General features: G+C 47.0%; 23 protein-coding genes. 9 read left to right on the forward strand and 14 right to left on the reverse strand.

The features are described 5' to 3' along the window. Positions 1 to 233: 233 nt before the first annotated feature. From NG833_RS12110 to argS, 8 genes are all read right to left on the reverse strand, one after another. Complete coding sequence (locus NG833_RS12110) at positions 234 to 461, reverse strand: UPF0175 family protein (protein WP_254565545.1); 228 nt, start codon at positions 459 to 461, stop codon at positions 234 to 236. A gap of 103 nt (positions 462 to 564) precedes the next feature. Continuing rightward, positions 565 to 1,509 carry a Uma2 family endonuclease gene (locus NG833_RS12115; protein WP_254565565.1) on the reverse strand — a complete coding sequence of 315 codons (945 nt, stop codon included), beginning with the start codon at positions 1,507 to 1,509 and terminating at the stop codon, positions 565 to 567. A 118-nt stretch (positions 1,510 to 1,627) separates the two neighbouring features. Next, positions 1,628 to 2,977 carry a GH1 family beta-glucosidase gene (locus NG833_RS12120; protein ID WP_254565546.1) on the reverse strand — a complete coding sequence of 450 codons (1,350 nt, stop codon included), beginning with the start codon at positions 2,975 to 2,977 and terminating at the stop codon, positions 1,628 to 1,630. Positions 2,978 to 3,116: 139 nt separating this feature from the next. Further along, entirely contained in the window at positions 3,117 to 3,500 is a 384-nt protein-coding gene (locus NG833_RS12125; RefSeq protein WP_254565547.1) for a sulfite exporter TauE/SafE family protein, read from the reverse strand. Positions 3,501 to 3,583: 83 nt separating this feature from the next. Continuing rightward, positions 3,584 to 4,381 (reverse strand): sulfite exporter TauE/SafE family protein, encoded by a 798-nt coding sequence (locus tag NG833_RS12130; RefSeq protein WP_254565548.1) that lies wholly within the window; start codon positions 4,379 to 4,381, stop codon positions 3,584 to 3,586. A 172-nt stretch (positions 4,382 to 4,553) separates the two neighbouring features. Continuing rightward, a complete protein-coding gene (locus NG833_RS12135; RefSeq protein WP_254565549.1) occupies positions 4,554 to 4,832 on the reverse strand; it encodes a hypothetical protein in 279 nt (92 codons plus the stop codon). 131 nt (positions 4,833 to 4,963) lie between these two features. Next, positions 4,964 to 5,797, reverse strand: coding sequence for an Rpn family recombination-promoting nuclease/putative transposase (locus tag NG833_RS12140; RefSeq protein ID WP_254565550.1), 834 nt, complete (start codon positions 5,795 to 5,797; stop codon positions 4,964 to 4,966). A gap of 73 nt (positions 5,798 to 5,870) precedes the next feature. Then, entirely contained in the window at positions 5,871 to 7,628 is a 1,758-nt protein-coding gene (gene argS, locus NG833_RS12145) for an arginine--tRNA ligase (protein ID WP_254565551.1), read from the reverse strand. Between the two features lie 204 nt (positions 7,629 to 7,832). Between argS and NG833_RS12150 the strand changes: the two genes are divergently transcribed. Then, positions 7,833 to 8,978 (forward strand): FAD-dependent oxidoreductase, encoded by a 1,146-nt coding sequence (locus NG833_RS12150; RefSeq protein WP_254565552.1) that lies wholly within the window; start codon positions 7,833 to 7,835, stop codon positions 8,976 to 8,978. Between the two features lie 169 nt (positions 8,979 to 9,147). Next, positions 9,148 to 9,504, forward strand: coding sequence for a hypothetical protein (locus NG833_RS12155; RefSeq protein WP_254565553.1), 357 nt, complete (start codon positions 9,148 to 9,150; stop codon positions 9,502 to 9,504). Positions 9,505 to 10,166: 662 nt separating this feature from the next. Here NG833_RS12155 and pdhA read toward each other — a convergent pair. Further along, positions 10,167 to 11,198 (reverse strand): pyruvate dehydrogenase (acetyl-transferring) E1 component subunit alpha, encoded by a 1,032-nt coding sequence (gene pdhA / locus NG833_RS12160; protein ID WP_254565554.1) that lies wholly within the window; start codon positions 11,196 to 11,198, stop codon positions 10,167 to 10,169. A gap of 554 nt (positions 11,199 to 11,752) precedes the next feature. On the opposite strand from pdhA, the gene NG833_RS12165 reads away from it, so the two are divergent. From NG833_RS12165 to NG833_RS12195, 7 genes are all read left to right on the forward strand, one after another. After that, complete coding sequence (locus NG833_RS12165) at positions 11,753 to 14,044, forward strand: IMS domain-containing protein (RefSeq protein WP_254565555.1); 2,292 nt, start codon at positions 11,753 to 11,755, stop codon at positions 14,042 to 14,044. A gap of 1,158 nt (positions 14,045 to 15,202) precedes the next feature. Continuing rightward, positions 15,203 to 16,450 (forward strand): DUF4912 domain-containing protein, encoded by a 1,248-nt coding sequence (locus tag NG833_RS12170; protein WP_254565556.1) that lies wholly within the window; start codon positions 15,203 to 15,205, stop codon positions 16,448 to 16,450. 271 nt (positions 16,451 to 16,721) lie between these two features. Beyond that, positions 16,722 to 17,123, forward strand: coding sequence for a DUF2358 domain-containing protein (locus NG833_RS12175; RefSeq protein WP_254565557.1), 402 nt, complete (start codon positions 16,722 to 16,724; stop codon positions 17,121 to 17,123). Positions 17,124 to 17,167: 44 nt separating this feature from the next. Continuing rightward, the gene (locus NG833_RS12180) at positions 17,168 to 18,352 is read left to right on the forward strand and encodes a TRC40/GET3/ArsA family transport-energizing ATPase (RefSeq protein ID WP_254565558.1); all 1,185 of its coding nucleotides are present in this window, start codon (positions 17,168 to 17,170) and stop codon (positions 18,350 to 18,352) included. Between the two features lie 234 nt (positions 18,353 to 18,586). Next, complete coding sequence (locus NG833_RS12185) at positions 18,587 to 18,955, forward strand: hypothetical protein (protein WP_254565559.1); 369 nt, start codon at positions 18,587 to 18,589, stop codon at positions 18,953 to 18,955. 12 nt (positions 18,956 to 18,967) lie between these two features. Then, positions 18,968 to 19,555, forward strand: coding sequence for a hypothetical protein (locus NG833_RS12190; RefSeq protein ID WP_254565560.1), 588 nt, complete (start codon positions 18,968 to 18,970; stop codon positions 19,553 to 19,555). A gap of 10 nt (positions 19,556 to 19,565) precedes the next feature. Next, entirely contained in the window at positions 19,566 to 19,931 is a 366-nt protein-coding gene (locus NG833_RS12195) for a type II toxin-antitoxin system death-on-curing family toxin (protein WP_309143849.1), read from the forward strand. A gap of 315 nt (positions 19,932 to 20,246) precedes the next feature. Here the strand turns inward: NG833_RS12195 and NG833_RS12200 are convergent, their stop codons facing one another. The 5 genes from NG833_RS12200 to NG833_RS12220 all read right to left on the reverse strand — a co-directional run bounded on the left by NG833_RS12200 (position 20,247) and on the right by NG833_RS12220 (position 21,798). Further along, the gene (locus NG833_RS12200) at positions 20,247 to 20,453 is read right to left on the reverse strand and encodes a type II toxin-antitoxin system HicB family antitoxin (RefSeq protein ID WP_254565562.1); all 207 of its coding nucleotides are present in this window, start codon (positions 20,451 to 20,453) and stop codon (positions 20,247 to 20,249) included. Beyond that, positions 20,453 to 20,650, reverse strand: a complete 198-nt coding sequence (locus tag NG833_RS12205) for a type II toxin-antitoxin system HicA family toxin (protein WP_254565563.1) — start codon at positions 20,648 to 20,650, stop codon at positions 20,453 to 20,455. Before NG833_RS12205 ends, NG833_RS12200 begins: the two co-directional genes overlap by 1 nt. Positions 20,651 to 20,797: 147 nt before the next feature. Next, positions 20,798 to 21,034: a type II toxin-antitoxin system RelE/ParE family toxin gene (locus tag NG833_RS12210; protein WP_375293905.1), complete on the reverse strand. Its 237-nt coding sequence runs from the start codon at positions 21,032 to 21,034 to the stop codon at positions 20,798 to 20,800. Then, entirely contained in the window at positions 21,001 to 21,375 is a 375-nt protein-coding gene (locus NG833_RS12215; RefSeq protein ID WP_254565567.1) for a hypothetical protein, read from the reverse strand. Before NG833_RS12215 ends, NG833_RS12210 begins: the two co-directional genes overlap by 34 nt. A 123-nt stretch (positions 21,376 to 21,498) precedes the next feature. Then, positions 21,499 to 21,798: a DUF4926 domain-containing protein gene (locus NG833_RS12220; protein ID WP_254565564.1), complete on the reverse strand. Its 300-nt coding sequence runs from the start codon at positions 21,796 to 21,798 to the stop codon at positions 21,499 to 21,501. Positions 21,799 to 21,955 lie beyond the last annotated feature (157 nt).

Below are 21,955 nucleotides of genomic sequence, written 5' to 3' on the forward strand. Positions count from 1 at the left end.
CAAAAAATAAAACCTTCAAAAAACCCGCAGGCTCAAGCCTGGGGCTACACGGACAAAGCGGTGCCTGCGCGGGCTAAAAGAGCCTTGTTAGGTGCGATCGCATCAAAGCAAGGATGATTTATTTGTTGGAATCCCCTAAGGCAAATCACTATGAGTGTAAAAAACTTAGCCTGGTAAGGAGAGGGGGCTTTGCTGGGTACGGAACAGGCGATCGCCTCCTGTGTTTCCAAAACTCATAATCCCAATTCTTCTCGCAATTCTTTTGGAGAATAGGCAAAAATGGGAACTTGGTATCTCCCTAAAATTTCCATAAAGCTTCGTTTGGAATATCCGGCTAATTGTGCTGCTTGACCCAGGGATGCTTTGCCAATTTCATAAAGTTTTATTGCTAGAAACAGTTTAGCTTCATCTTCAGACAAGCCCGGAGGTAAATTTACTTTGAGTTCGGTTACATTCATCATGGATTTGACTTTCTCCCTATCCCTTGTTGAATATTTAGGTTTATTCTCAATCTAGGCGATCGCAATTTCCAGACTCCAGAAATTGCGATCTCTGCAACTAAATTTATCCTTCGCCTAGAGTATCGGGATCGATTCCTAACTCTCGCATCCGCTGTTGCATCTGCTGCAATCGCGCTTCTGCTGCCTCAGCGCGTTGGCGTTCGGTTTCGGCGCGTTGGTGTTCGGTTTCGGCGCGTTGGCGTTCGGTTTGTGCCTGCTGTTGGGCGGTTTGTGCTTGCTGTTGGGCGGTTTGTGCTTGCTGTTGGGCGGTTTGTGCTTGCTGTTGGGCGATTTGTGCTTGCTGTTGGGCGATTTGTGCCTGGTGTTGGGCGATCGCTTCTTTTTCTTGCGGTATGGGAATCCAGTTATCCCCAGCGTCATACCAGCGCAACCACAGGCGATCAATACCTTGATAGCTACCTTGCCACAATCCGATTCCCAATTCCAGGGTCGGAATCCAAATTTTGGGTTCTATGAATTCTACGGGTTGATAACCAGCGCCGTTTAGTATAAAAACGCGCAGTTGATTCGTATAGCGATCAAACACGACATAATAGGGAACTTTTAAAATCCGTTCGTAAACTTCCCATTTTGTCGGAGGTTGGTTGGGTTGGCGTGTTGTTTGTCCGAGGTCCTCGCTTTCCGTTCCCGGAGAAATTAATTCCACTACCACCAATGGACTAATTCCTTCTTGCCAGATGACATAACTCAATCGCAAATCCGTGCCGTCATACAACCGGGGGACTCCCACCACTGCAAACCAATCTGGTCGTTTGTACCAGTTGGGATGACGCACGTTATAATAGAGGTTCATGTCAGTCCCAACAAAGATTTCCCCCGGTGGAGAGTTGGGAGGTTGAAACGTTAGACGCAGTAATTCAGGTTGTAAAGCGTGAAATTCATCAGGCAAACCGGGTTCCTCCGGATTTTCACTGGGTAAATCGTACATTGTCGGCAGTGTTTCTCTCGGCGATCGCGGCGGATCGGTTTGCTCGATTGGGTATTTCATCGGTGTCATTTATCCGCTCTCCTGCTTACAATGGGGTGAGGATTCAGGCTGAACCTAATTCCCTACAGTTTATCAAATTTTAAAGGTTAAAGCCATAACTTGCGAAGGGTATCAGATTTCACTCCTCTACCCCATTTCGGTTCATGACTTCGCGATACCACCAGGCACTTTGTTTGGGAATGCGTTTACCGCTGTCAAATTCGACGCGAACTAATCCAAAGCGGGGGGACAATCCATGAGCCCATTCAAAGTTATCCATCAAACTCCAGACATAATATCCCTGTAAATTCACCCCATCGGCAATGGCATTATGAGCGGCAATCAAATGCGATCGCAAGTAATTAATACGCCCCCAATCTTCCACAAATCCCTCATAATTGGGCGTATCTAAAAAGGCACAACCGCCTTCGGTAATATAGAGTTTCGGATTGCCATAGTGGTTTTTAAAATCTAACAAGACTGAGGTTAATCCGGGCGGATTGACTCCCCATCCCATCTCGGTTTGACCCCAACCCGGTGCAGAAACTTGGGTAGAATCTAATTTGAATAATCCTCCCCATTGAGCAAAGGCCACATTTAGGGTAAAATAATAGTTAATCCCTACAAAGTCGATGGGGGTCGAGATGAGTTCCAAATCTCCGGTTTCTATTTTCGGTGCATGGCAACCAATCCAGTTGAATAAAGGTTCTGGATACTTTCCTTTGAATAGAGGGTCAGCAAATAAGGCGGTACTGGTTTGATACATTCGCTGACAGGCGGCGATGTCCTCTTGGCGATCGCTGGCGGGTTGATAGTGATTCACACTCAGCACAATGCCGATTTCACCGTGATAGTTGCCTTCTCGAAACAGTTGGACGGCTTTTCCATGAGCAACCAGCAGGTGATGTGAGGTTTGATACGCTTGGGAATAGTCTGCTATCGCGGGAGCAAAGTTCCCGAAGGCATATCCCATAAAGGCGAGCACTGCGGGTTCATTGTGAGTGGTCCACAAAGGAACGCGATCGCCTAATTTCTCAAACACCACTCGCGCATAGTCCGCAAACCAATCTATACTTTCCCGATTCACCCATCCCCCCATTTCTTGAAGGGTTTGGGGTAAGTCCCAGTGATTTAAGGTAATATTGGGGATAATGCTGGCTTCGAGGAGGTGATCTACGAGGCGATCGTAAAACTCCAATCCTTTGGCATTGACTTGACCTCTACCTTCCGGTAGAATTCTCGGCCAAGAGAGAGAAAAGCGATAGGTTTGTAACCCCAATGCCTGCATCAATGCCACATCTTCCGGCATTTTATGATAGTGATTGCAAGCGATATCCCCGTTATCCCCATTCAGAATGGTATGCTGGCGATGGGTGAAGCGGTCCCAGATACTTTCCCCTTTGCCATCTTCATTCCAAGCGCCTTCAATTTGATAAGCAGCAGTTGCCGCACCCCACAGAAATCCCTCGGAAAACTGTCTTAAACTCATTTAATTTTCTCTCGCTATTTCTATCAATTTAATCTATACTATCAAATCCAGTTGTCCAAAGTCGTTTTTATTGAACAGCCTGCGTAGGCAGGCTTCGTCCTGTGAGCCTCCACCCTTTAGGGTGTGGGTTTCACAAACATTACCGGGTAAACAAATTAGGAAACAAATATCTAAACCCGAGAAGGAACAAGAAAGCACCATAGAGTTTTTTCATGAATTCGCTACTGATAAAGGGTTGATTGGCAAATAATGCTCCAAAATAATTGCCAATGATTAAACCTAAGGCAATTACGGCTGCATACTTAAAGTTTAAATTGCCATTTTTATAATAGACCATTGCACCTAATAATCCAATGGGTAAAATTTGAGCAGCAATAGAGGTTCCCGTTGCCAATTTTTGGTCTAATGACAGCACTAGAACCATTGCGGGGACCATAATCGCACCCCCACCAATGCCAAACATTCCACCGGCGACACCGGCAACTAATCCAATTACAAGGAGTTGAATTAACAGGGTAGACATGGCAATTTATCTGATTAGGTTTGGATTATATTATCTCGGTTGGGGGGCGATCGTCAATAGCCAACAAATAGTCCCGGGATTTATCACATTGAGCTGACTAACCCTTGGCGCATCATGTACAAAGATAAGATAAATAGGATGAGGCGGAAGAGGGTATTAATTAGGGTGGCGCTGAGGTGAGGGAGGAGGCGGGTCCCGAGTTGCACCCCGAGGATGCCACCGCAACCGATACATAAACCGGGAATCCACAAGACATTGCCATTCCAGGCATATTGCGCTAAACCGGAAGCGGCGATCGCTGTAACAGCAGCAAGGGTTGTCGGGACTGCGGAGGCGATGGATTCTCCCAGGAGTAAGACTTGTAAGGGAACCATGACAATGCCACCGCCAATGCCAAATAATCCGGCGATCGCCCCCCCGAGGCCCCCAATTTTGGCAAACTCCCACCGGGAACCCGTCTGATTTTGGCGAGTTCCCTCGTCCGAGTCTGAGTCGAGTAAAATGGCAAAAGTTTCTGTATCAATCAAGGTTTTTCTTAACCCCATTAAATAAATAGCGACTAATAATAACAGGGAAAAAGAAATAGCCAACCAACTATTGGGAAGATGACGAGCCAGCCAAGCTCCCATTTGGACCGCCGGAACCCCAAATAGAGCAATTTGTAAAGCATTTTGCCAGTTTAACTGGTTCGTCCAACTATATCGAATTGTGCCAGAAAGGGCGGTTAAAAACACCCCAATTAAACTCGTGGCGGCGGCAGTTACTACGGGAAATCCCCAGAGGTTTAAGACGGGGACAATCAAAATTCCACCGCCTAATCCAAACAGTCCTGCCAGCAATCCGGTACAAATTCCCAAACTGAATAGTATCGCTAAACTCATTTAAGAAACTCCTTAAAAGGGCATTTTATTCTGCCATTATAGAAGTCTACAACGATGGATTCACTCCGTGGGTAAGTGGGGATACGTTTAAAGAAAAATGTCTGGCATTCCTGCATTAGCATTGAATCCAGGCATTTTTATCCAACTTTTAAACTGAACCGGATCCAGTGCCTTACTCGGAATCGCGGTTAGTCAGTTGCTCAATTCGTTCTCGGGTTAATCCGGTGACAGTGATGATTTGTTCCACGGACATTCCAGTGAGCAGTAGATTCCTGGCAATTTTGGCGATCGTTTCCTGGCGTCCTTCTTCTAGTCCTTCTTTGAAACCAATCTCGAAACCTTCTTTGAAACCAATCTCGAAACCTTCCTGGAAATCAATCTCGAAACTTTCCTGGAAACCAATCTCGAACCCTTCGGCAAAAATATCTTGATAAATGGATGATTCACGCATAGCAATAATAGAATTCTACAACGATAGATTAACTCTGTTGATAAGTTTAAATAAAAATGCCTTTCATCCCTGCATTGGCATCGAATCCAGGCATTTTTACCCAACTTTTCAACTGAACCGGATCCAGCGACTTACTCGGAATCGCGGTTAGTCAATTGCTCAACTCGTTCTCGGGTTAACCCCGTGACATTCATGATTTGTTCCACAGACATTCCACTGAGCAGTAAATTCCTGGCAATTTCGGCGATCGCTTCCTGGCGACCTTCCTGGCGACCTTCCTGGCGACCTTCCTGGCGACCTTCCTGGCGACCTTCCTGGCGACCTTCCTGGCGACCTTCGGCTAAAATGTCCTGATAAATGGGTGACTCACGCATAATGTCCCTCCGGAGAATCCTGTTAATTAACTCTCGATCTAATACTAACCCAGCTAGAACTGAAGAAGCAGCAACTAAATTGGCCTGTTGTTGTCGGTTGTCGATGCGTTCAATCAATTGAGCAACTTCGGTTAACACCTCCTCGGGATTTTCTGTGCGGGTTAAGGCAGCAAAGGGAAGTAAACCTGGTGCATTTAAAAACAGTTCGGTGGGTTGTTCCCATAGACGGATGACCTCAAATCGATGGGTCATTTGCGGGAGAATAAATTCGGTTTGATGGACCAATGGCGAATTGGTTTTTCTGAGGTAAATCACCACCTGGCGCATATCTTTGTCCCGAAAGCGTCGATACCCGCGTAGGCGATAGTCGGCCATGCGGAAGGGAATCTCTTGATCCGGGTCGGTTTGGAATTCTATATGCAATACCGAGTCTTCGGACTGGAAGAGAATCAGAGAATCGGCGCGAATGGGTTCTACGGAGAGTTCTTTGGGACTCAAAATCGTTAAATCGATGGGTTTTCCCATAAACAATGTGGCAAAGTCCCGGCTAAATTCATCAATCAGAAATCGACATAAGATATCGTAGGACATGATTCACACGAATAGAAGTTGATGGAATTGGGTGCATCAGGAACCCAACTTTAGGCTCTGACGCACCCCAGGGTTACATTCGGTCAATGAGTTGCATTCCTAATAAAGATAACCCAAGTTTTAATGTTTTTGCTGCCAAATCACAGAGCAATAACCGGGAGGTGCGCTGCGGTTCTTCTGCTTGTAACACAGGACAGTTTTCATAGAACTGATTGAACTTCTTACTGAGTTGATAGAGGTACTCACAGAGACGATTCGGCAACAGTTCTTTTTCTACTTCTTTGAGGACTTCACTTAAGCTGAGGATATGTTTGGCTAAGGCTAATTCGGTTTCTTCTTTCAATTGAATCTGAATATCAGAACTGAGATTGTCAAAATCGATATTGCCTTGACGACTGATTCCCTGAATTCGCACGAAGGCATAGAGCATATAGGGAGCCGTATTGCCTTGCAGGGAGAGCATTTTATCGTAGCTAAAGATATAGCTACTGCTCCGATTTTGACTGAGGTCGGCATATTTTACCGCACCAATTCCGACAACCCGGGAGACATTTTCGATGAATTCTTCCGTTTCGGAACGGCCTTCTTCTTGGATAATGCTTTCGAGTTGAGCGCGCGCACGGAGGACGGCTTCATCTAATAAATCCCGCAGGCGAATGGTGTCGCCTTCGCGGGTTTTGAGTTTCTTGCCGCCTTCTCCTAAAACTAATCCAAAGGGGATATGAACGACTTCAATATTGTCGGGAATCCAACCGGCGCGTCTAGCAACTTGGAAGAATTGAGCAAAGTGGGTGGATTGACCACTATCGGTGACATAGATGATGCGATCGCACCCATCCTCTTCAATCCGATACCGCAATGCCGCGAGGTCAGTGGTGGCATAATTATATCCCCCATTGGTCTTCTGGACAATTAACGGTTGTGGTTCCCCTTCTTTGTTGGTAAATCCCTCTAAAAAGACGCATTTTGCACCTTGGTCTTCCACTAATAATCCTTGAGTCTCTAAATCTTCTACGACTTTAGAAAGCAAAGGATTATAGAAAGATTCTCCCCGTTCAGTTAGCTGAATATCCAGCAAATTATAAATTTTTTGGAACTCCTGGCGGGATTGTTCACACAGCAGTTCCCAGGCGCGGATTGCCTCGCGATCGCCTGCTTGCAACTTGACCACTTGCTGCCGAGAAACTTCCCGGAATTCCTCATCCTCATCAAAGCGCTTTTTCGCCTTCTTATAAAAAGCCACTAAATCCCCTAAATCCAAGGCATTCGCCGTAGTTAAAGCATCCGGAGATACTTCCCGCAAATAGGTAATCAACATCCCAAATTGCGTCCCCCAATCTCCTACATGATTGAGGCGCAAGACATCATGTCCCCAAAACTCTAAAACTCGGGCGATGCTATCTCCAATAATCGTAGATCGCAAATGTCCCACGTGCATTTCTTTGGCAATGTTCGGACTCGAAAAATCCACCACCACTCGTTGCGGATGACTCACGGGTTCAATACCTAATCGTTCATCCCCTTCAATAGCCGCAAGTTGCTGTTCTAAGTAGCTCGGTTTTAGGGTAAAATTAATAAATCCCGGTCCGGCAATTTCCGGCGGTTCACAAAATTCTGAGACATCGATATTGTCGATGATTTTTTGGGCAATATCCCGGGGTTTTTGCTTTAAAGGCTTGGCCAAAGACATGGCTAAATTGGCTTGATAATCGCCAAATTTGGGATTCGTCGTCGGCACTAAAACCGGGTCAGTCCCGGCCATTTCTTCTCCAAAGGCAGCGATTAGGGCTTTTTCTACTCGGTTTCTTAGCAGTTCGTTAGTTGATTTCATAAGACGGGATAAGATGGCAACTCCAGAAGATTGACGCAGTTTTTTGAGCAATCTAGTTCTGTCTCATCCTATCATTTCCTGCCCTCAATGATGGATAAAGTTGCCAGAAAATGAAGTAGAGTAAAATGAATGCGGTCAAGTCTTGATGTGCGATGTCAGATTTCCGACGTGATTACCTCGAATCCTGCAACTACTCCCAGAATCATGAAACACCTTGTTTTAATCGGTGGGGGTCACAGTCATGCGATCGCCTTGCGAGAGTTTGCCAAGTCTCCCCTGCCTGGAATTCGCATTACCCTAATTAGCGATGTGCTACAGACTCCCTATTCCGGAATGTTACCCGGTTATTTGGCGGGGTTTTATACCTTTGAGGAAGCACATATCGATTTGAAACCCTTGGCAAAGTTAGCGCAGGCCGAATTTTATTGCGATCGCGCCATTGCTCTAGATTTACAGCAAAACCAAGTCCTCTGCGCCAACCGTCCCCCCATCCCCTTTGATGTTCTCTCCATTGATATCGGTAGCACTCCTGCCACCCTCAATGTCCCCGGTGCCGCCACTTATGCCATTCCCGCTAAACCCGTCCCCAAATTATTAGAATCCTGGCAGCAATTCCGAGAAGAAATCATGCAGTCCCCTGAAAAATCCCGCAGTTTAGCAACCGTCGGAGGAGGTGCTGGAGGGGTCGAATTAACCTTATCGATTCAAGCTCATCTCAACAAAATATTATCTCCAAAATACCGCAAAAATATAGAATATCATCTCTTTCATCGTAGCAGTCATATTCTCTCCAGTCACAGTCCCTATGCTGCTCGAACCTTAACCCAACTGATGCAGGAGAGGGGAATTCATCTGCACCTGAACCAAACGGTTACTCGGTTAGAAAAGCAGCCGTCCGAACGCCTAAAACTAGACTGTGAATCTGGTTTACAAATCGAGTGCGATCGAGTATTTTGGGTGACTCAAGCCTCTGCACCAGATTGGATATCCGCCTCGGGACTATCCACGGATAATCGCGGGTTTATCCAAGTTAATGACCAGTTACAATCTATTTCTCATTCTACCATCTTTGCTTCTGGAGATATTGCCACCTTGCTCAACAATCCGCGACCCAAAGCGGGAGTCTTTGCCGTGCGTCAGGGAACACCTTTATTTGAAAATCTCTGTCGAAGTTTACAGGATAAACCTTTAATTTCTTATCATCCCCAACAGCAATTTTTAACCTTAATTGGCACCGGAACTGGAAAAGCCGTTGCCTCCCGAGGGAAATTTGGATTAGGACCGTTGCGGTTAATTTGGACTTGGAAAGATTGGATTGATCGGCGGTTTATGGAGCAGTTTAATCTGTGACTTGAAAAAAGGCGATCGCACTCAAACGTTAACCTTATCTACCCTGGACAACCCAGGACCGACTTTAATCTATCTCGCGGTAGATGTAAGAGCCTGCAACGGTATCCTAGGATGCTAAATATAACCCAATTCTCGTTTTACAAGTTCCCCAATCAAGAGGTCATTAGATATGCAACGCATTTTATCCGCTTTAAAACAAGTCCGCTTGGGACTGATGGCGATCGCCTGTGCCTTCACCTTCATCAGCGTTTCCGGTGCTTTTGCCTTCGCGCATCCCAGCCAAGCCGCAACCGGCTTAGATTCCAGATTAGTCAAAGAAGAATATAAAATCGATAACAACGAACGGGACAATCAGTTAAAGAGCCGAGAAGAAGCCTACGAAGAAATGCTAACCGAAGCCAAAAATATCCACACAGAAGAGAAAGCCTACGAAGAAAATCTTTCTGAATATCGAAATGAAAATCCTGGACCGGGTTTAGCTGAAAAAGCCCAAGACTTCTTAGGAAAGTTAACTGACACTGAATAATTTTTTGATAAAACGGTTGGCCTTGTTCTAACCCTTTTTCCTGGAGTTTTATCTTGAAAAAAGCGGAAAACTATCGGGATAACGGTTGGGTTAAACTGAGCCTCTTTCTTTCCCTTCCTCACTGAGACGCGACCCTAACCCGCTCACAAGCCTAGGGTTTAAAAAAGCTGTAACCTTGATGCTGCAAAGGTTGCAGCTTTTTTGTTTTAAAAGGGTTTTGCAGATCTCATGAGTATCGGATTCCGGATGATACACAATACGGTACTCAGAGATCTGTTAAAAGGAGCGCAACTCAGTGGACCCCTCCTCATGAGGGGATTTACCACCCCGCCCCTTCGGGGCACCCCTCCAAGGGAGGGGAATTTTGGGGCTGATTCCCCTCCCTTGGAGGGGTGTCCCGAAGGGACGGGGTGGTTTCCTATTTTTTAGTTTCAACTTAAGAAATCAGGCCGAAAACCCTTGGGCTGTAAAGCTTACGGTGTCGGGAAAATTTTAGAATGAAACAGCCCTAAAGACACAGGAGAGGGAACCGGAGATGAAATTGAAACGACTTTTGATACCCAGATTAGGGATGAGAGGCGATCGCCCCTAAAGCCAAGCCAAAAAAAGGGGCGCATTCTCGCACCCCCTCTGAGAAATAGCCGAAATTAACTTACAACCGCCTAATCTTCCGCAAACACATAGCGATATAACTCCGAGGGGTCCGGTTCGGGACTATTTTCCGCAAACTGCACCGACTCATCCACGATCGCTTGGATTTTATTCTCAATCTCCTTGAGTTCCTCAGCCGTTGCCAAATTTTTCTCCGTCAGATAGGCACTCAAGCGCTTAATCGGGTCCCGAGACAACCAAAATTCCTTTTCTTCCTTGCTGCGAAGTTCATCCGGGTCCGCCAGAGAGTGACCCCGGAACCGATAGGTCATCGCTTCAATCAGAGTAGGACCCTCTCCAGCGCGGGCGCGTTCCACCGCTTCTAATGCCGCAGTCCGAACCGCCAAAACATCCATCCCATCCACTTCGACGCCAGCCATCCCAAACGCCGCCGCCTTCTTATAAATTTCCGGTTCAGAAGTAGCCCGTTCGTGGGCCATCCCGATCGCCCATTTATTATTTTCTACCACATAAATAATGGGCAACTTCCAGAGTGCCGCCATATTCAAACACTCAAAAAACTGCCCATTATTACAAGCCCCATCGCCAAAGAAACAAGCCGACACACTGTCCGAACTCTCATCTCCCATCGCTTCGCGACGATACTTGCTTTGAAACGCGGCCCCAGTGGCCACCGGAATGCCTTCCGCCACAAATGCAAAACCGCCCAACAAATTATGCTCTCCCGAGAACAAGTGCATAGAACCCCCACGGCCCTTGCTGCATCCCGTTGCCTTGCCGAATAACTCCGCCATCACCTGTCTAGCCGGTACCCCCGCACTCAGAGCATGAACGTGATCCCGGTAGGTGCTACAAACATAATCCCAATCCCGTCTCATCGCCCGGATCACCCCGGTTGAGACCGCCTCCTGTCCATTGTAGAGGTGGACAAAACCAAACATTCGGCCTCGGTAGTACATCTCGGCGCATTTGTCCTCAAAGAAGCGCCCTAAAACCATATCTTCGTACAACATCAAACCGTCTTCTTTCGACAGTTGCACGGTGCTTACGTCAAATGTTGGTAAAGTCCGTTCCTGAATCATCAAAGTCTCCTGGTAGCTTGGAACCCGAGGGTCGAAACCTCGGAAGAAACGCGAATTGCGTGGGTTTAACCCCAAATCCGGTAGTAAAAAGTCGGTTTTCTCGCTTTAGCCTGCGTAGGCAGGCTTTGCCCGTATAGCCCCACCCTTGAGGGTGCGGGTTTTTGCTTTAAATTGATTTTAATCCCTCTTGTTTTATCCCAATCAGGGATTAATCCACCAGCATCGCCACTAGGCCAAACATCATACCATAAAGGTTCGATCGCTTATAGGGGTTAGGACAACTGCCCCCGAAAACCCCAACAGAATTGGCCCCTATGTTGACGAAGCTCCCTGGACCTTGTTAAATAGAAGCCAACACCGGGCAAGCCACGCAAACCCTCCCCACCCGGGCAGAACCCTCGCTCAACCTTGGAGTACGCCGCAATTCTCCAGATAAGATAACTCTGAAACCTTTTATCATAGAAACTAAAGGCTATAATTATCGGACTCTTTTAGTCGTTTATATTTGCTGCTATTGGTTTGTCTGGTTGCTCATCAAGCAGGGGAAGTAGATTGTGCTAGTGCCACTCGATTATTACCGGATTCTCGGCCTGCCAATTCAGGTACCTGGGGTCGAAACCCCTGGCTATGCTGAACAGCTCAAGCAGGCCCATCGCGATCGCAAAGAGCAACTCCCAAGGCGGGAATATTCTGAAGTCGCCACAAGTGCTCGCAGACAACTCATTGACGAAGCCTATACCGTTCTGAGCGATCCCGAGGAGCGTCAAAAATATGATGCCAGCTTTCTTGCCAAAGCCTCTGAATTAGACTCGGCTGGGGCTGACTCGTCCACAGGAAGAGGGGGACTAGAGTCAACTGACTCCTACCTCGACCCCAATACTCCAAGCATCGATGTTCCCTCGGAAGGCTTCATCGGTTCGTTGCTGATTCTCCAAGAACTTGGAGAATATGAACTCGTGTTGAAACTCGGACTGCCAGTCCTCAGCGGTAGCAACATTAGTTTAAAAAATGGCCGGTTTGGGGACCCCAAACTGGTTGAGGCGGATATTATCCTCACCTTAGCCCTGGCCTGTTTAGAACTCGGTCGGGAACAATGGCAGGGGGGTAAATATGAAAATGCCGCCATCTCCCTAGAAAACGGCCAAGAAATGCTCTTGCGCGAAGGACTCTTTCCCGCAGTGCGCGGAGAAATGCAAGCGGACCTCTACAAACTCCGACCCTACCGGATTTTAGAACTATTGGCCCTCCCCGAAACCCGAAGCAAAGAGCGTCAGCATGGGTTGCAACTCTTGCAAGATATGTTGCAGGAACGGGGCGGAATTGATGGCACTGGAGACGATCGCTCTGGGTTATCCGTAGATGATTTTTTACGGTTCATTCAACAACTCAGAAGCCACCTCACCGCCGCTGAACAGCAAGAATTATTTGAAGCCGAAGCCCGTCGTCCCTCCGCTGTTGCCACCTACCTCGCCGTTTATGCCCTCGTGGCGCGAGGATTTGCCGCCCGCCAACCGGCCCTGATCCGTCGAGGTCAAATGCTGTTGACCCATTTAGGGCGACGGCAGGATGTCCACCTAGAACAATCCGTCTGTTCCCTGCTATTGGGACAAACGGAGGATGCGGCTCAATCCCTAGAACTCACTCAGGAACAGGAAACCCTGACTTTTATTCGGGAAAATTCTCGGAATTCACCGGATTTGCTGCCCGGATTGTGCTTGTACGCGGAACGGTGGCTACAATCCGAGGTCTTTCCCCATTTCCGGGATTTGGCATCGGCACAGGCATCCTTGAAAGATTATTTTGCCGATGAACAGGTGCAGGCGTATTTAGAGGCCCTCCCCGAGACAACTGCCGATGAAGTGAACGAGTGGATGGTTGTACCACCGCCACCGAATCCGGTCACCATTGGATTACCGCAACCCTCCCCCAGACGGGACTCGGCCTTTACTACCTTGCGGTTGGATAGTAATGGGTCTAGCAATGGGACACTGGGCAAAAATCCGAGTTTGTCTTCCTCTGCCGTATCCCTAGCGACCCTTCCCACAGCGATTCGCACCAGTTCCAATGCAGAGACTTCTAGTGCAGGGAGAATTAGCGATCGCCCTCGTCCCAGTGAGGACCGCAGTGCCTCCGGAAATGGCAAACGCGACGATCGCAGCAAATTACCCATCGCCGCCCGAGTCCGAGGTTTGGAGCCCATTGAAACCCCGCCATCCCGTCGCAGTGGCGTCGGACGTACTGGCGCTAAAGGCAAAAACCCCAAACTAGAACGGTTGATTTTGTTAGGCGTCGGTGGATTACTGGGATTATTGCTGCTGTGGTTACTGATTAACTCCCTGCGCTGGGTGGCTGGATTATTTCAAGGAGGGCCATCGTTACGGGGAGAACAACTGAGCATTCAGCTAGATCAATCCGCCATTCCGATCGCCACCCAACCCACCCCGGCAGAACTCGGCGCAACGGGACCTATCAACGAGGCGATCGCCCAAGGCGTCCTGCAAAAATGGTTCACCATCAAATCCTCCGCCCTCGGCAGCACCCATCAGGTGGAACAATTACCGGAAATCTTGATGGACCCCGCCCTCTCCTTGTGGCAACGCCGCGCCGAAGCCGCCCGTCAGGAAAATTGGTATTGGGAATATGACCACACTATTCAAGAAACCGGCGTTGAAATGAGTCCCACAGACCCCAACCGCGCCACTATCGAAGCTCAGGTGAGTGAAACCGCCCGGTTATTTGAAAATGGACAACTCAGCAACACTCGTGATGACAATTTACGAGTTCAGTATCAGTTTGTTCGCGAAGACGGTCAATGGCGGATTCGCGACTGGATAATCCTACCCTAAATCCTAATTCAGTCTAGATTTAAACCGATGGAGACCCACCCCATCGGTTATTTTTTTCTTCGTTAACATCCAAAACCGCATTCCTGTTCAACGTCCCGACTTCAGTCGTTCCCGTCCCGATGTTCAACGTCCCGACTTCAGTCGTTCTCTTCCCCCGTTCAACGTCCCGACTTCAGTCGTTATCCCGCGTGTCATGGCACAGCCATGACAAGCTCAATCCGTAACTTAAGCACCGGGTTGGGACCTGGAGGCAGAGCCTCCAAGAGGGCATTACAGGGCAGATCCCTGTAACGAGGGACCAAGGACCAATGACCAACGACCAATGACCAACGACCAACGACCAACGACCAAATCTCCCACTCCATAAGGCTTAAGACCGATCGCCACTCAAATGTCATCAAATCCTGACATTACCCCCCTGGGACTCGATCCCCGATCCCGAGGTTATATCAAGAATTCATGACATTACGATCCCCGAACTGCTTGTAAATCCGTAATAACCCGGAGATTGGCCTAGAAACACCTGCCGTACCCCCTTGACCCTATCAAATCTTTTCGGCAACATAGACATAACCAAGCGATCCCCCACGATCCCAAAAAAAAGCTGTACTCAACAGCCCAGGGACCCAATCGAGAGTCAACACCATTTGGGATGAAGACACTCAACTTCGGGAAACATTGGTCGGGCACATTCGGGTAACTGCAAATCCCCGCATTAAGCGAGGAACAATCGAGGGAAATGGACTCATCCCGGTTGATTTCACCCACCCACTCCAAATCAGGACCTCTGATTGAGATGGGTGGAAGAAAACACAGGGGAAATCCAAATCTCAAGACCGTCTAGCAGGACCGAATGTGCAGGGGCAAATAAAAACGCGATCGGCGATCGAGCCGCAGCTAATTTTTATGAACTGGGCAAATCGTAAGGCAACCGTTTTATGATCCGGCCTGCAAATTCCATTCACTTAATTAACTAGGGATTCGTCCCTCCATAAAAACTTAATGATAGGGAAGGAGGATCGCGATCGCTCATCTACAGGCAAGGCTAACTAACATTCCGAACTAAATTTCTCGAACCAATTTAACCACAACGAGAAATTTTGAAATTGGAAGCAATCCACCTGCCGTATAGCCGAAATTTAGGAGGCCAAGAGAACAATGGCAAAAGAACGACCCCCATTAGAAGAGATGACTTTACGGCAACTCCGCCGAGTTGCAAGTGAATGTGGAATCTCTCGTTATAGCCGGATGAGAAAATCTCAACTTCTGGCATCCATTCAAGAAAAACAACGCACCAAGATTTCCGTAGAACAAACTCGTACATTGGAGGCACAGGAAGAAGTGGAAGCAGCAAAATTTGAACTGGGTCAAGAAGATCGCACAGGTGGAACTCTCGCCTCAGTCGATGAAGGACTCGGCGATTTACCGGGTGGTTACGGTGAAAGCCGCATCATGCTGTTACCTCGCGATCCCCAATGGGCCTATAGCTACTGGGATATTCCCAACACCAACAAAGAAGAAATGCGCCGTCAAGGGGGCCAACAACTAGCCCTGCGCCTATACGATGTCACCGACATCAATATCGAAAACCAAAGCCCCCACAGCATTCAGGAATATCCTTGCGACGAACTCGCACGGGAATGGTACTTACCGATTCCTGTCAGCGATCGCGATTACGTCGTAGATATCGGCTACCGTTGTGCTGATGGCCGTTGGTTAGTCCTCTCCCGTTCCGCCCTCGTCCACATTCCCCCGGTTTATCCCTCCGACTGGATTGAAGACCACTTCCTCACCATCGAATGGGAAGAAGAGCTGCGCGGCAAAACCTTCATGCAACTGGTACCCCCCAGCAAGAAAGCCCCAGTCGCAACCAGCCCCAACGCCATTTACGACGAAATCTTTGGCATGACCGAAACTGCCGAATCTCAGCGCGTTGCCGGTTCCCTGTTCGGGTCCATGCAGCACGTTCCCGGTTCGATGGCCCCCGAACAGTCCCTCAGTTCCTACGTCTTCCCCTCCGGTGTGGGAATGTGGGCCGTTCCGACCGCTTCCGGTATCGGCATGAATATGTCCGGAGTCGGCATGAATATGTCCGGTGCAGGATTCGCCTCCGCACCCCCGAATCGTCCTCGCAAATTCTGGCTGGTTGCTGATGCCGAATTGATCGTCTACGGTGCCACCGAACCCGATGCCACCGTCACCATTGGCGGACGCCCCATCAAACTGAATGCAGATGGGACCTTCCGCTTCCAGATGTCCTTCCAAGATGGCATCATCGACTACCCGATCGTCGCAGTCGCCTCCGACGGAGAACAAACCCGCGAGATTCACATGAACTTCAATCGGGTCACCCCTGCTCGTCGGACCAACACCAAGGAAGAAGCCGTCGAAGAATGGTTTGCATAAAGGTTAGAAATTGAAGGGGTGAAACTTCTTTCTTAATCCTTCAATTGAATCACCTTTTCCATAAACCCCTGGCAATTGCTGGGGGTTTATTATTGCTCCAGTCAAACCCTAAATGTAGGGTTGATTCGCGAATCAACCCTACAACATCCTGGGTTTATGCGTAAATGCTAAATGTAGAGGCGATTCGCGAATCGCCTCTACATTTAGCATTTAATGTTAAAAATTGGGTAAGTCCTGTACTCTTAAAAATTGCTGCAATTCTCTGGGCTTTATGGACATTATTGAAATTCTCAAACAAGACTATCAACAGTTTCCCGAAAATCAGACCTATAGCCTTTATAGCGAAACGGTTTATTTCAAAGACCCGATGACCGAATTTCGCGGGTGCGATCGCTATCGGCAGATGATTGGCTTCATGTCCACCTGGTTTAAACAAATCAAAATGGACTTACACGACATTCGCCGCATCGAGGACGACACCATCGAAACCCGCTGGACCCTGAATTGGACCACCCCCCTCCTCTGGCAACCCCGGATTGCCATTCCTGGACGCAGTGAATTACAACTCAACCCCGAGGGAAAAATCATCTCCCATATCGATTACTGGGATATCTCCCGCCTCGATGTCCTCAAACAGCACTTCAAACCACAGGTTTCGGGAAAAAACCGTTAAAGTAAAGAGATGTTAACAATTCTCAGGCAGGGGTAGAAAGATCCATGCGATTAATTTTAATGACCGGCAAAGGCGGCGTGGGTAAAACATCCGTTGCCGCTGCCACCGGATTACAATGTGCCGAATTAGGCTATAAAACCTTAGTATTGAGTACCGACCCAGCGCATTCCTTGGCCGATAGCTTTGACATGGAATTAGGTCATGAACCGCGCCTAGTTCGAGAGAACCTGTGGGGTGCAGAACTTGATGCACTCATCGAATTAGAAGCCAACTGGGGGTCCGTCAAACGCTATATTACCCAAGTTTTGCAAGCCAGAGGACTCGAAGGGATTCAAGCCGAAGAACTCGCCATTTTACCCGGAATGGATGAAATCTTCGGTCTTGTGCGGATGAAACGGCATTATGACGAAGGCTTCTACGATGTCCTCATTATTGACTCTGCACCCACGGGAACCGCCCTGCGCTTACTCAGCTTACCTGAAGTCGGTGGCTGGTACATGAGACGATTTTATAAACCCTTCCAAGGCATATCCGTAGCGCTGCGACCCTTCGTCGAACCCATCTTCCGCCCGATCGCCGGATTTTCCCTCCCGGATAAAGAAGTGATGGATGCGCCTTATGAGTTTTATGAACAAATTGAGGCATTAGAAAAGGTATTAACTGATAATACCCAAACCTCCGTCCGCTTAGTCACCAACCCCGAAAAAATGGTGATTAAAGAATCTCTGCGTGCTCATGCCTATTTGAGCTTATATAACGTAGCCACGGATTTGATTGTCGCCAACCGGATTATTCCCGAAACAGTCACTGACCCATTCTTCCAACGCTGGAAAGAAAATCAAACCGAGTACCGAAAGGAAATTCACGAAAATTTCCATCCCTTACCCGTAAAAGAGGTTCCCCTTTATTCTGAGGAAATGTGCGGCTTAGAAGCGCTCGATCGCCTCAAAGAAACCCTGTACGGCAAAGATGAAGACCCCAGCCAGGTTTACTACAAAGAAACCACCGTCCGCGTGGTGCAAAACCAGAATGAATACAGTTTAGAACTGTATTTGCCAGGGATTCCCAAAGACCAAATTCAACTCAGTAAAAGCGCCGATGAGTTGAATATTACCATAGGTAATCATCGCCGGAATTTGGTGCTACCCCAAGCCTTGGCCGCCTTACAACCTTCCGGCGCAAAAATGGAAGATGACTATCTGAAAATTCGTTTTTCTTCAAGTGGCTAAGGTGTAGAAACATAGCCCGCCAAAGCCCGCGCAGGCGGGCTAATCTTCTTCCTGTTTGTAGTAACGACTTCAGTCGTTATCTTTATCAGATTAACCAAACCTCCCTAAGCAAGACTTGAACACCAACCAGGGGGATTTCTCTGGAATGTTCCTCGCCAAGGGATTTCTCTAAAAATCAACTATAATCCTGCTGCTGTGTTCGTTTAAATATTTACTGGAGTTAGCTGAGAAACTGTGACGACTATAACCCTCTATCATGGAACAGATGTTTATAGTGCCTTGGATATTCTCAATAACGGCTTAAATTCTGAGCGCCTGCTGAACTTACAAGTTAACCCAGTCCAATTAGGGCCAGGACTCTATACAGCGTTGGATTTAGATGTTGCCTGGTTCTTTGCCAGTTTAGCCCCCCATGCTGAAACCTTAGAATATACCGTCATAGAAATATCCTTACCTGTGGTAGAATTAAAATATCTCTTTGATAGAAAAGAGGCTCGAATAGAACCCCTAGTTCAGGGGCAATTTAGAGCGGAACGAATCTGGTTTTCTAGTGCGGCTTTCGATTTTTTAAATCAAGTTGCTGAGTTCAAACCTATAGGATAGGTGAAAGGAACAATGAGACCTAAATACACCTTAACTGATTTAAAACGGCGTCCTAATAAAGGTTCCAAGGATGGTTCAGTTCAAACCCATACCCATACTGTAGAGTTTTCAAGAAGTCTGACTGGAGCAGAACAACAAAAGTTTATCACCTTGCTCCTGGATTTTCCATCTAGGGTTAAGCAAGAATTGCCCGATTTGAAAACTCATTTTTTAGATAAAACTGAAGTATGTTTTGACAATCCAGGCTGTGCAAAATATACAGTACATCAAATTGGAAGAGGGGGAGAATGGAAAAATATCCTGTTTGGCGTCTTAGCAAAATTTAGTCAAGAAGTGGCTAGGATTAGTAAGCATGATGGGAATCCGGTGTTTGCAAAAGCTGCAACAAAACCTGTAGAATTCACAGAAATGATTGAGGAGCATAGGGAGGAAGGAGGCGATCGCACCGAATCCACTCCAGAAAATAGTAACTCCAACGAACAAGGGCGATCGGCAGACCAACCCTTATTTACCTATGCCTCCAAAGAAGAAGTCTGGGAGGCTTATTTAGCCGTCGAACAAGAATGGGAGGAGGTTTTCCGTCGCCTTGCAGACTCCTAGATTTATTGAAATGTCCGAAGTTCTGGATATCCACAACCGTCAACTACACAAATTTGGCGGCACTTCTGGGATCAGAGACGAAGGGTTACTCGACTCCGCACTAGCTCAACCTCAAGCTACCTTTGGCGGACAGTTTCTGCATCCTACCCTACCAGAACAAGCAGCCGCGTACCTTTACCATCTGGCAAAGAATCATCCCTTTGTCGATGGCAACAAACGCACTGCCTTAGCGGTAATGTTGACGTTCCTCAGAATCAACGGATACCGCCTCGACTTGTCAGCAGATGCGACATACCAGATGGTTCTGGATGTGGTGGAAGACAAAATGAGTAAGGAAGCATTAGGGGAATTCTTACAAAAACATATCAAACCGTAGGAATGGCCCAAGTCCAGATAAAATAAGGCTACTGTACTCTGGTGCGATCGCCGTAATCCATGTCTGCAATCTCAAACGCCCCCTTTTCTCCGGAAGAAATCGCTGCCGAAAGTCTGAAACGGTCAACCGGCTCAATTTTGGCGGATCAGTAATCCGTTGCAGGTAGGCTTCTGCCTCTTCTCCTTTAAGAATAAACGCATCGTCAGAAATCTCAACTTGACTCGCGGCTAAATCCGTTTTAAAGAGAAACCGTTGATTGCGATCGCCTTTTACCCAGATAAGCTAGAGTGCCGTCTTTCACCCCACGCGCGTTGATCAAGCTTCCACATATTCACAAATAGAAACAGGTTCAGGAATAGTAAAACCATCCTCTTGTAGACCTTCTAGATGAAATGCGATCGCCTCTTTAATTAAACTCCTTACCTCTGCTAAACTTTCAGCTACAGCTACACATCCAGGTAAATCGGGAACATAAGCGCCGTAGCTAGTTTCACCTTTTTCAATTACAACCGCATAACGCATTACTCTTCCTCCTCTTCTAGTTGAGCTTGCCGCAAAACATTTTTTAGCGTACCAATTGGCATATCAACCCCTAAATTACCTGAGACTGTAACAGTTCCCGCTTTTTCTGGGTGTTTAAATTGACGATGACTGCCCTTTGTTCTGGCTAAATACCAACCATCATATTCTAACATTTTAATAACTTCTCTAACTTTCATTTTTTATCTATAAAACTCATCAACTCACGCACTTCCATCTCCATAATATGTTATAACTTCAGCAACCTCTCCATTGTAACCTGTGGCGACTCATAAAATGCTTCATCCTGTTCAATTTGACCATAACTCCTCGTGTAAATGTCATATTTATTCCCCTTCGTCTTGGTCTAAAATTGTCTCAATATCTCGTACAGCGTGAAGAATTCGCACAATTTCAATATAGTCCTCAAACGTTAGATAAAAAATTAAATAGTTGTCAAATCCCTTCACAGACCATTTCCGCAAACCTTCCAAACGGGGATTATTCACTGGATAAAGACGACCCATACCCGACATTTGACCTAATCTAGCTAATGTCTGACGTACTGCGTCAAAAAACCGCAATGCTGCATCCGAGTTGTTTTGGGTAATGTAAGAAAAATTATATCTATATCCTGACTTGCTTTTGGGGTGATAAAAATCTTCTTCGTCATTCTTGCTTGCGTGTCCTGAATTTTTTGCACCAATTGAGAGCGTTTTGTCTCCCACCACTCATCTGTTACTTCCATAAATTCACCACTATCCAATCCTTCCAATAATAGGGGTTCGACTCGCGCAATCTTTGCTTGTTCTTGAAGAATTAAATGCAGGATATAGTCATTAACTGTACCATAGTTTCCTTGAGCCACTTGTTGCTCAATAAAAAATTGAATAGATTCAGGTAGCGAAATATTTAGCTGGGTCATAATTAATTTACCAATTCGAGGTTTTTTACTAACTCTTTTTTTCCATTACAGCAGCATCAGGCTATTTTTCATCTATAAAACTCATCAACTCCCGCACTTCCATCTCCATAATATGTTCTAATTTCAGCAACCTCTCCCTCCCATCGTTTCACGAGCAGGAATTGTTAAAACGAATTGATGAGGATAAACAGTTTCCACCCCGATTGTCTCCATAAACGAATCAGCTTCATCCTGAGCCGCTGACACAAAATTACCCTTTTCATCGTACTTAACCCAACCCCCAAACAATTCGACAATATAAGCCTTTCCCTCTCCTAAAACTTCCACAATTGTGCCAACGGTTTCTACCTGCGCCACTCCCCCATCGGTTAAGGGAATTGCTTCAGTGAGTTTAACCCCATCAAATAGCTGAAATCGAGCCATTACAACCCTCCTAATCTCAGGGTAAGCTCATCTAATTTGGTATAAAATGTACTTGACAAAAAGGCAATCATCGGGTGTGCACCATTTAATGATGGGCCATTCTATAATGTCTAAAATAGTAAATCGGCTTGCTTAAGGTAAAACTCTATGAATAAAG

Origin of the sequence: Oscillatoria sp. HE19RPO, from assembly GCF_024220515.1 — a bacterium.
Classification (GTDB): Bacteria; Cyanobacteriota; Cyanobacteriia; order Cyanobacteriales; family Laspinemataceae; genus Laspinema.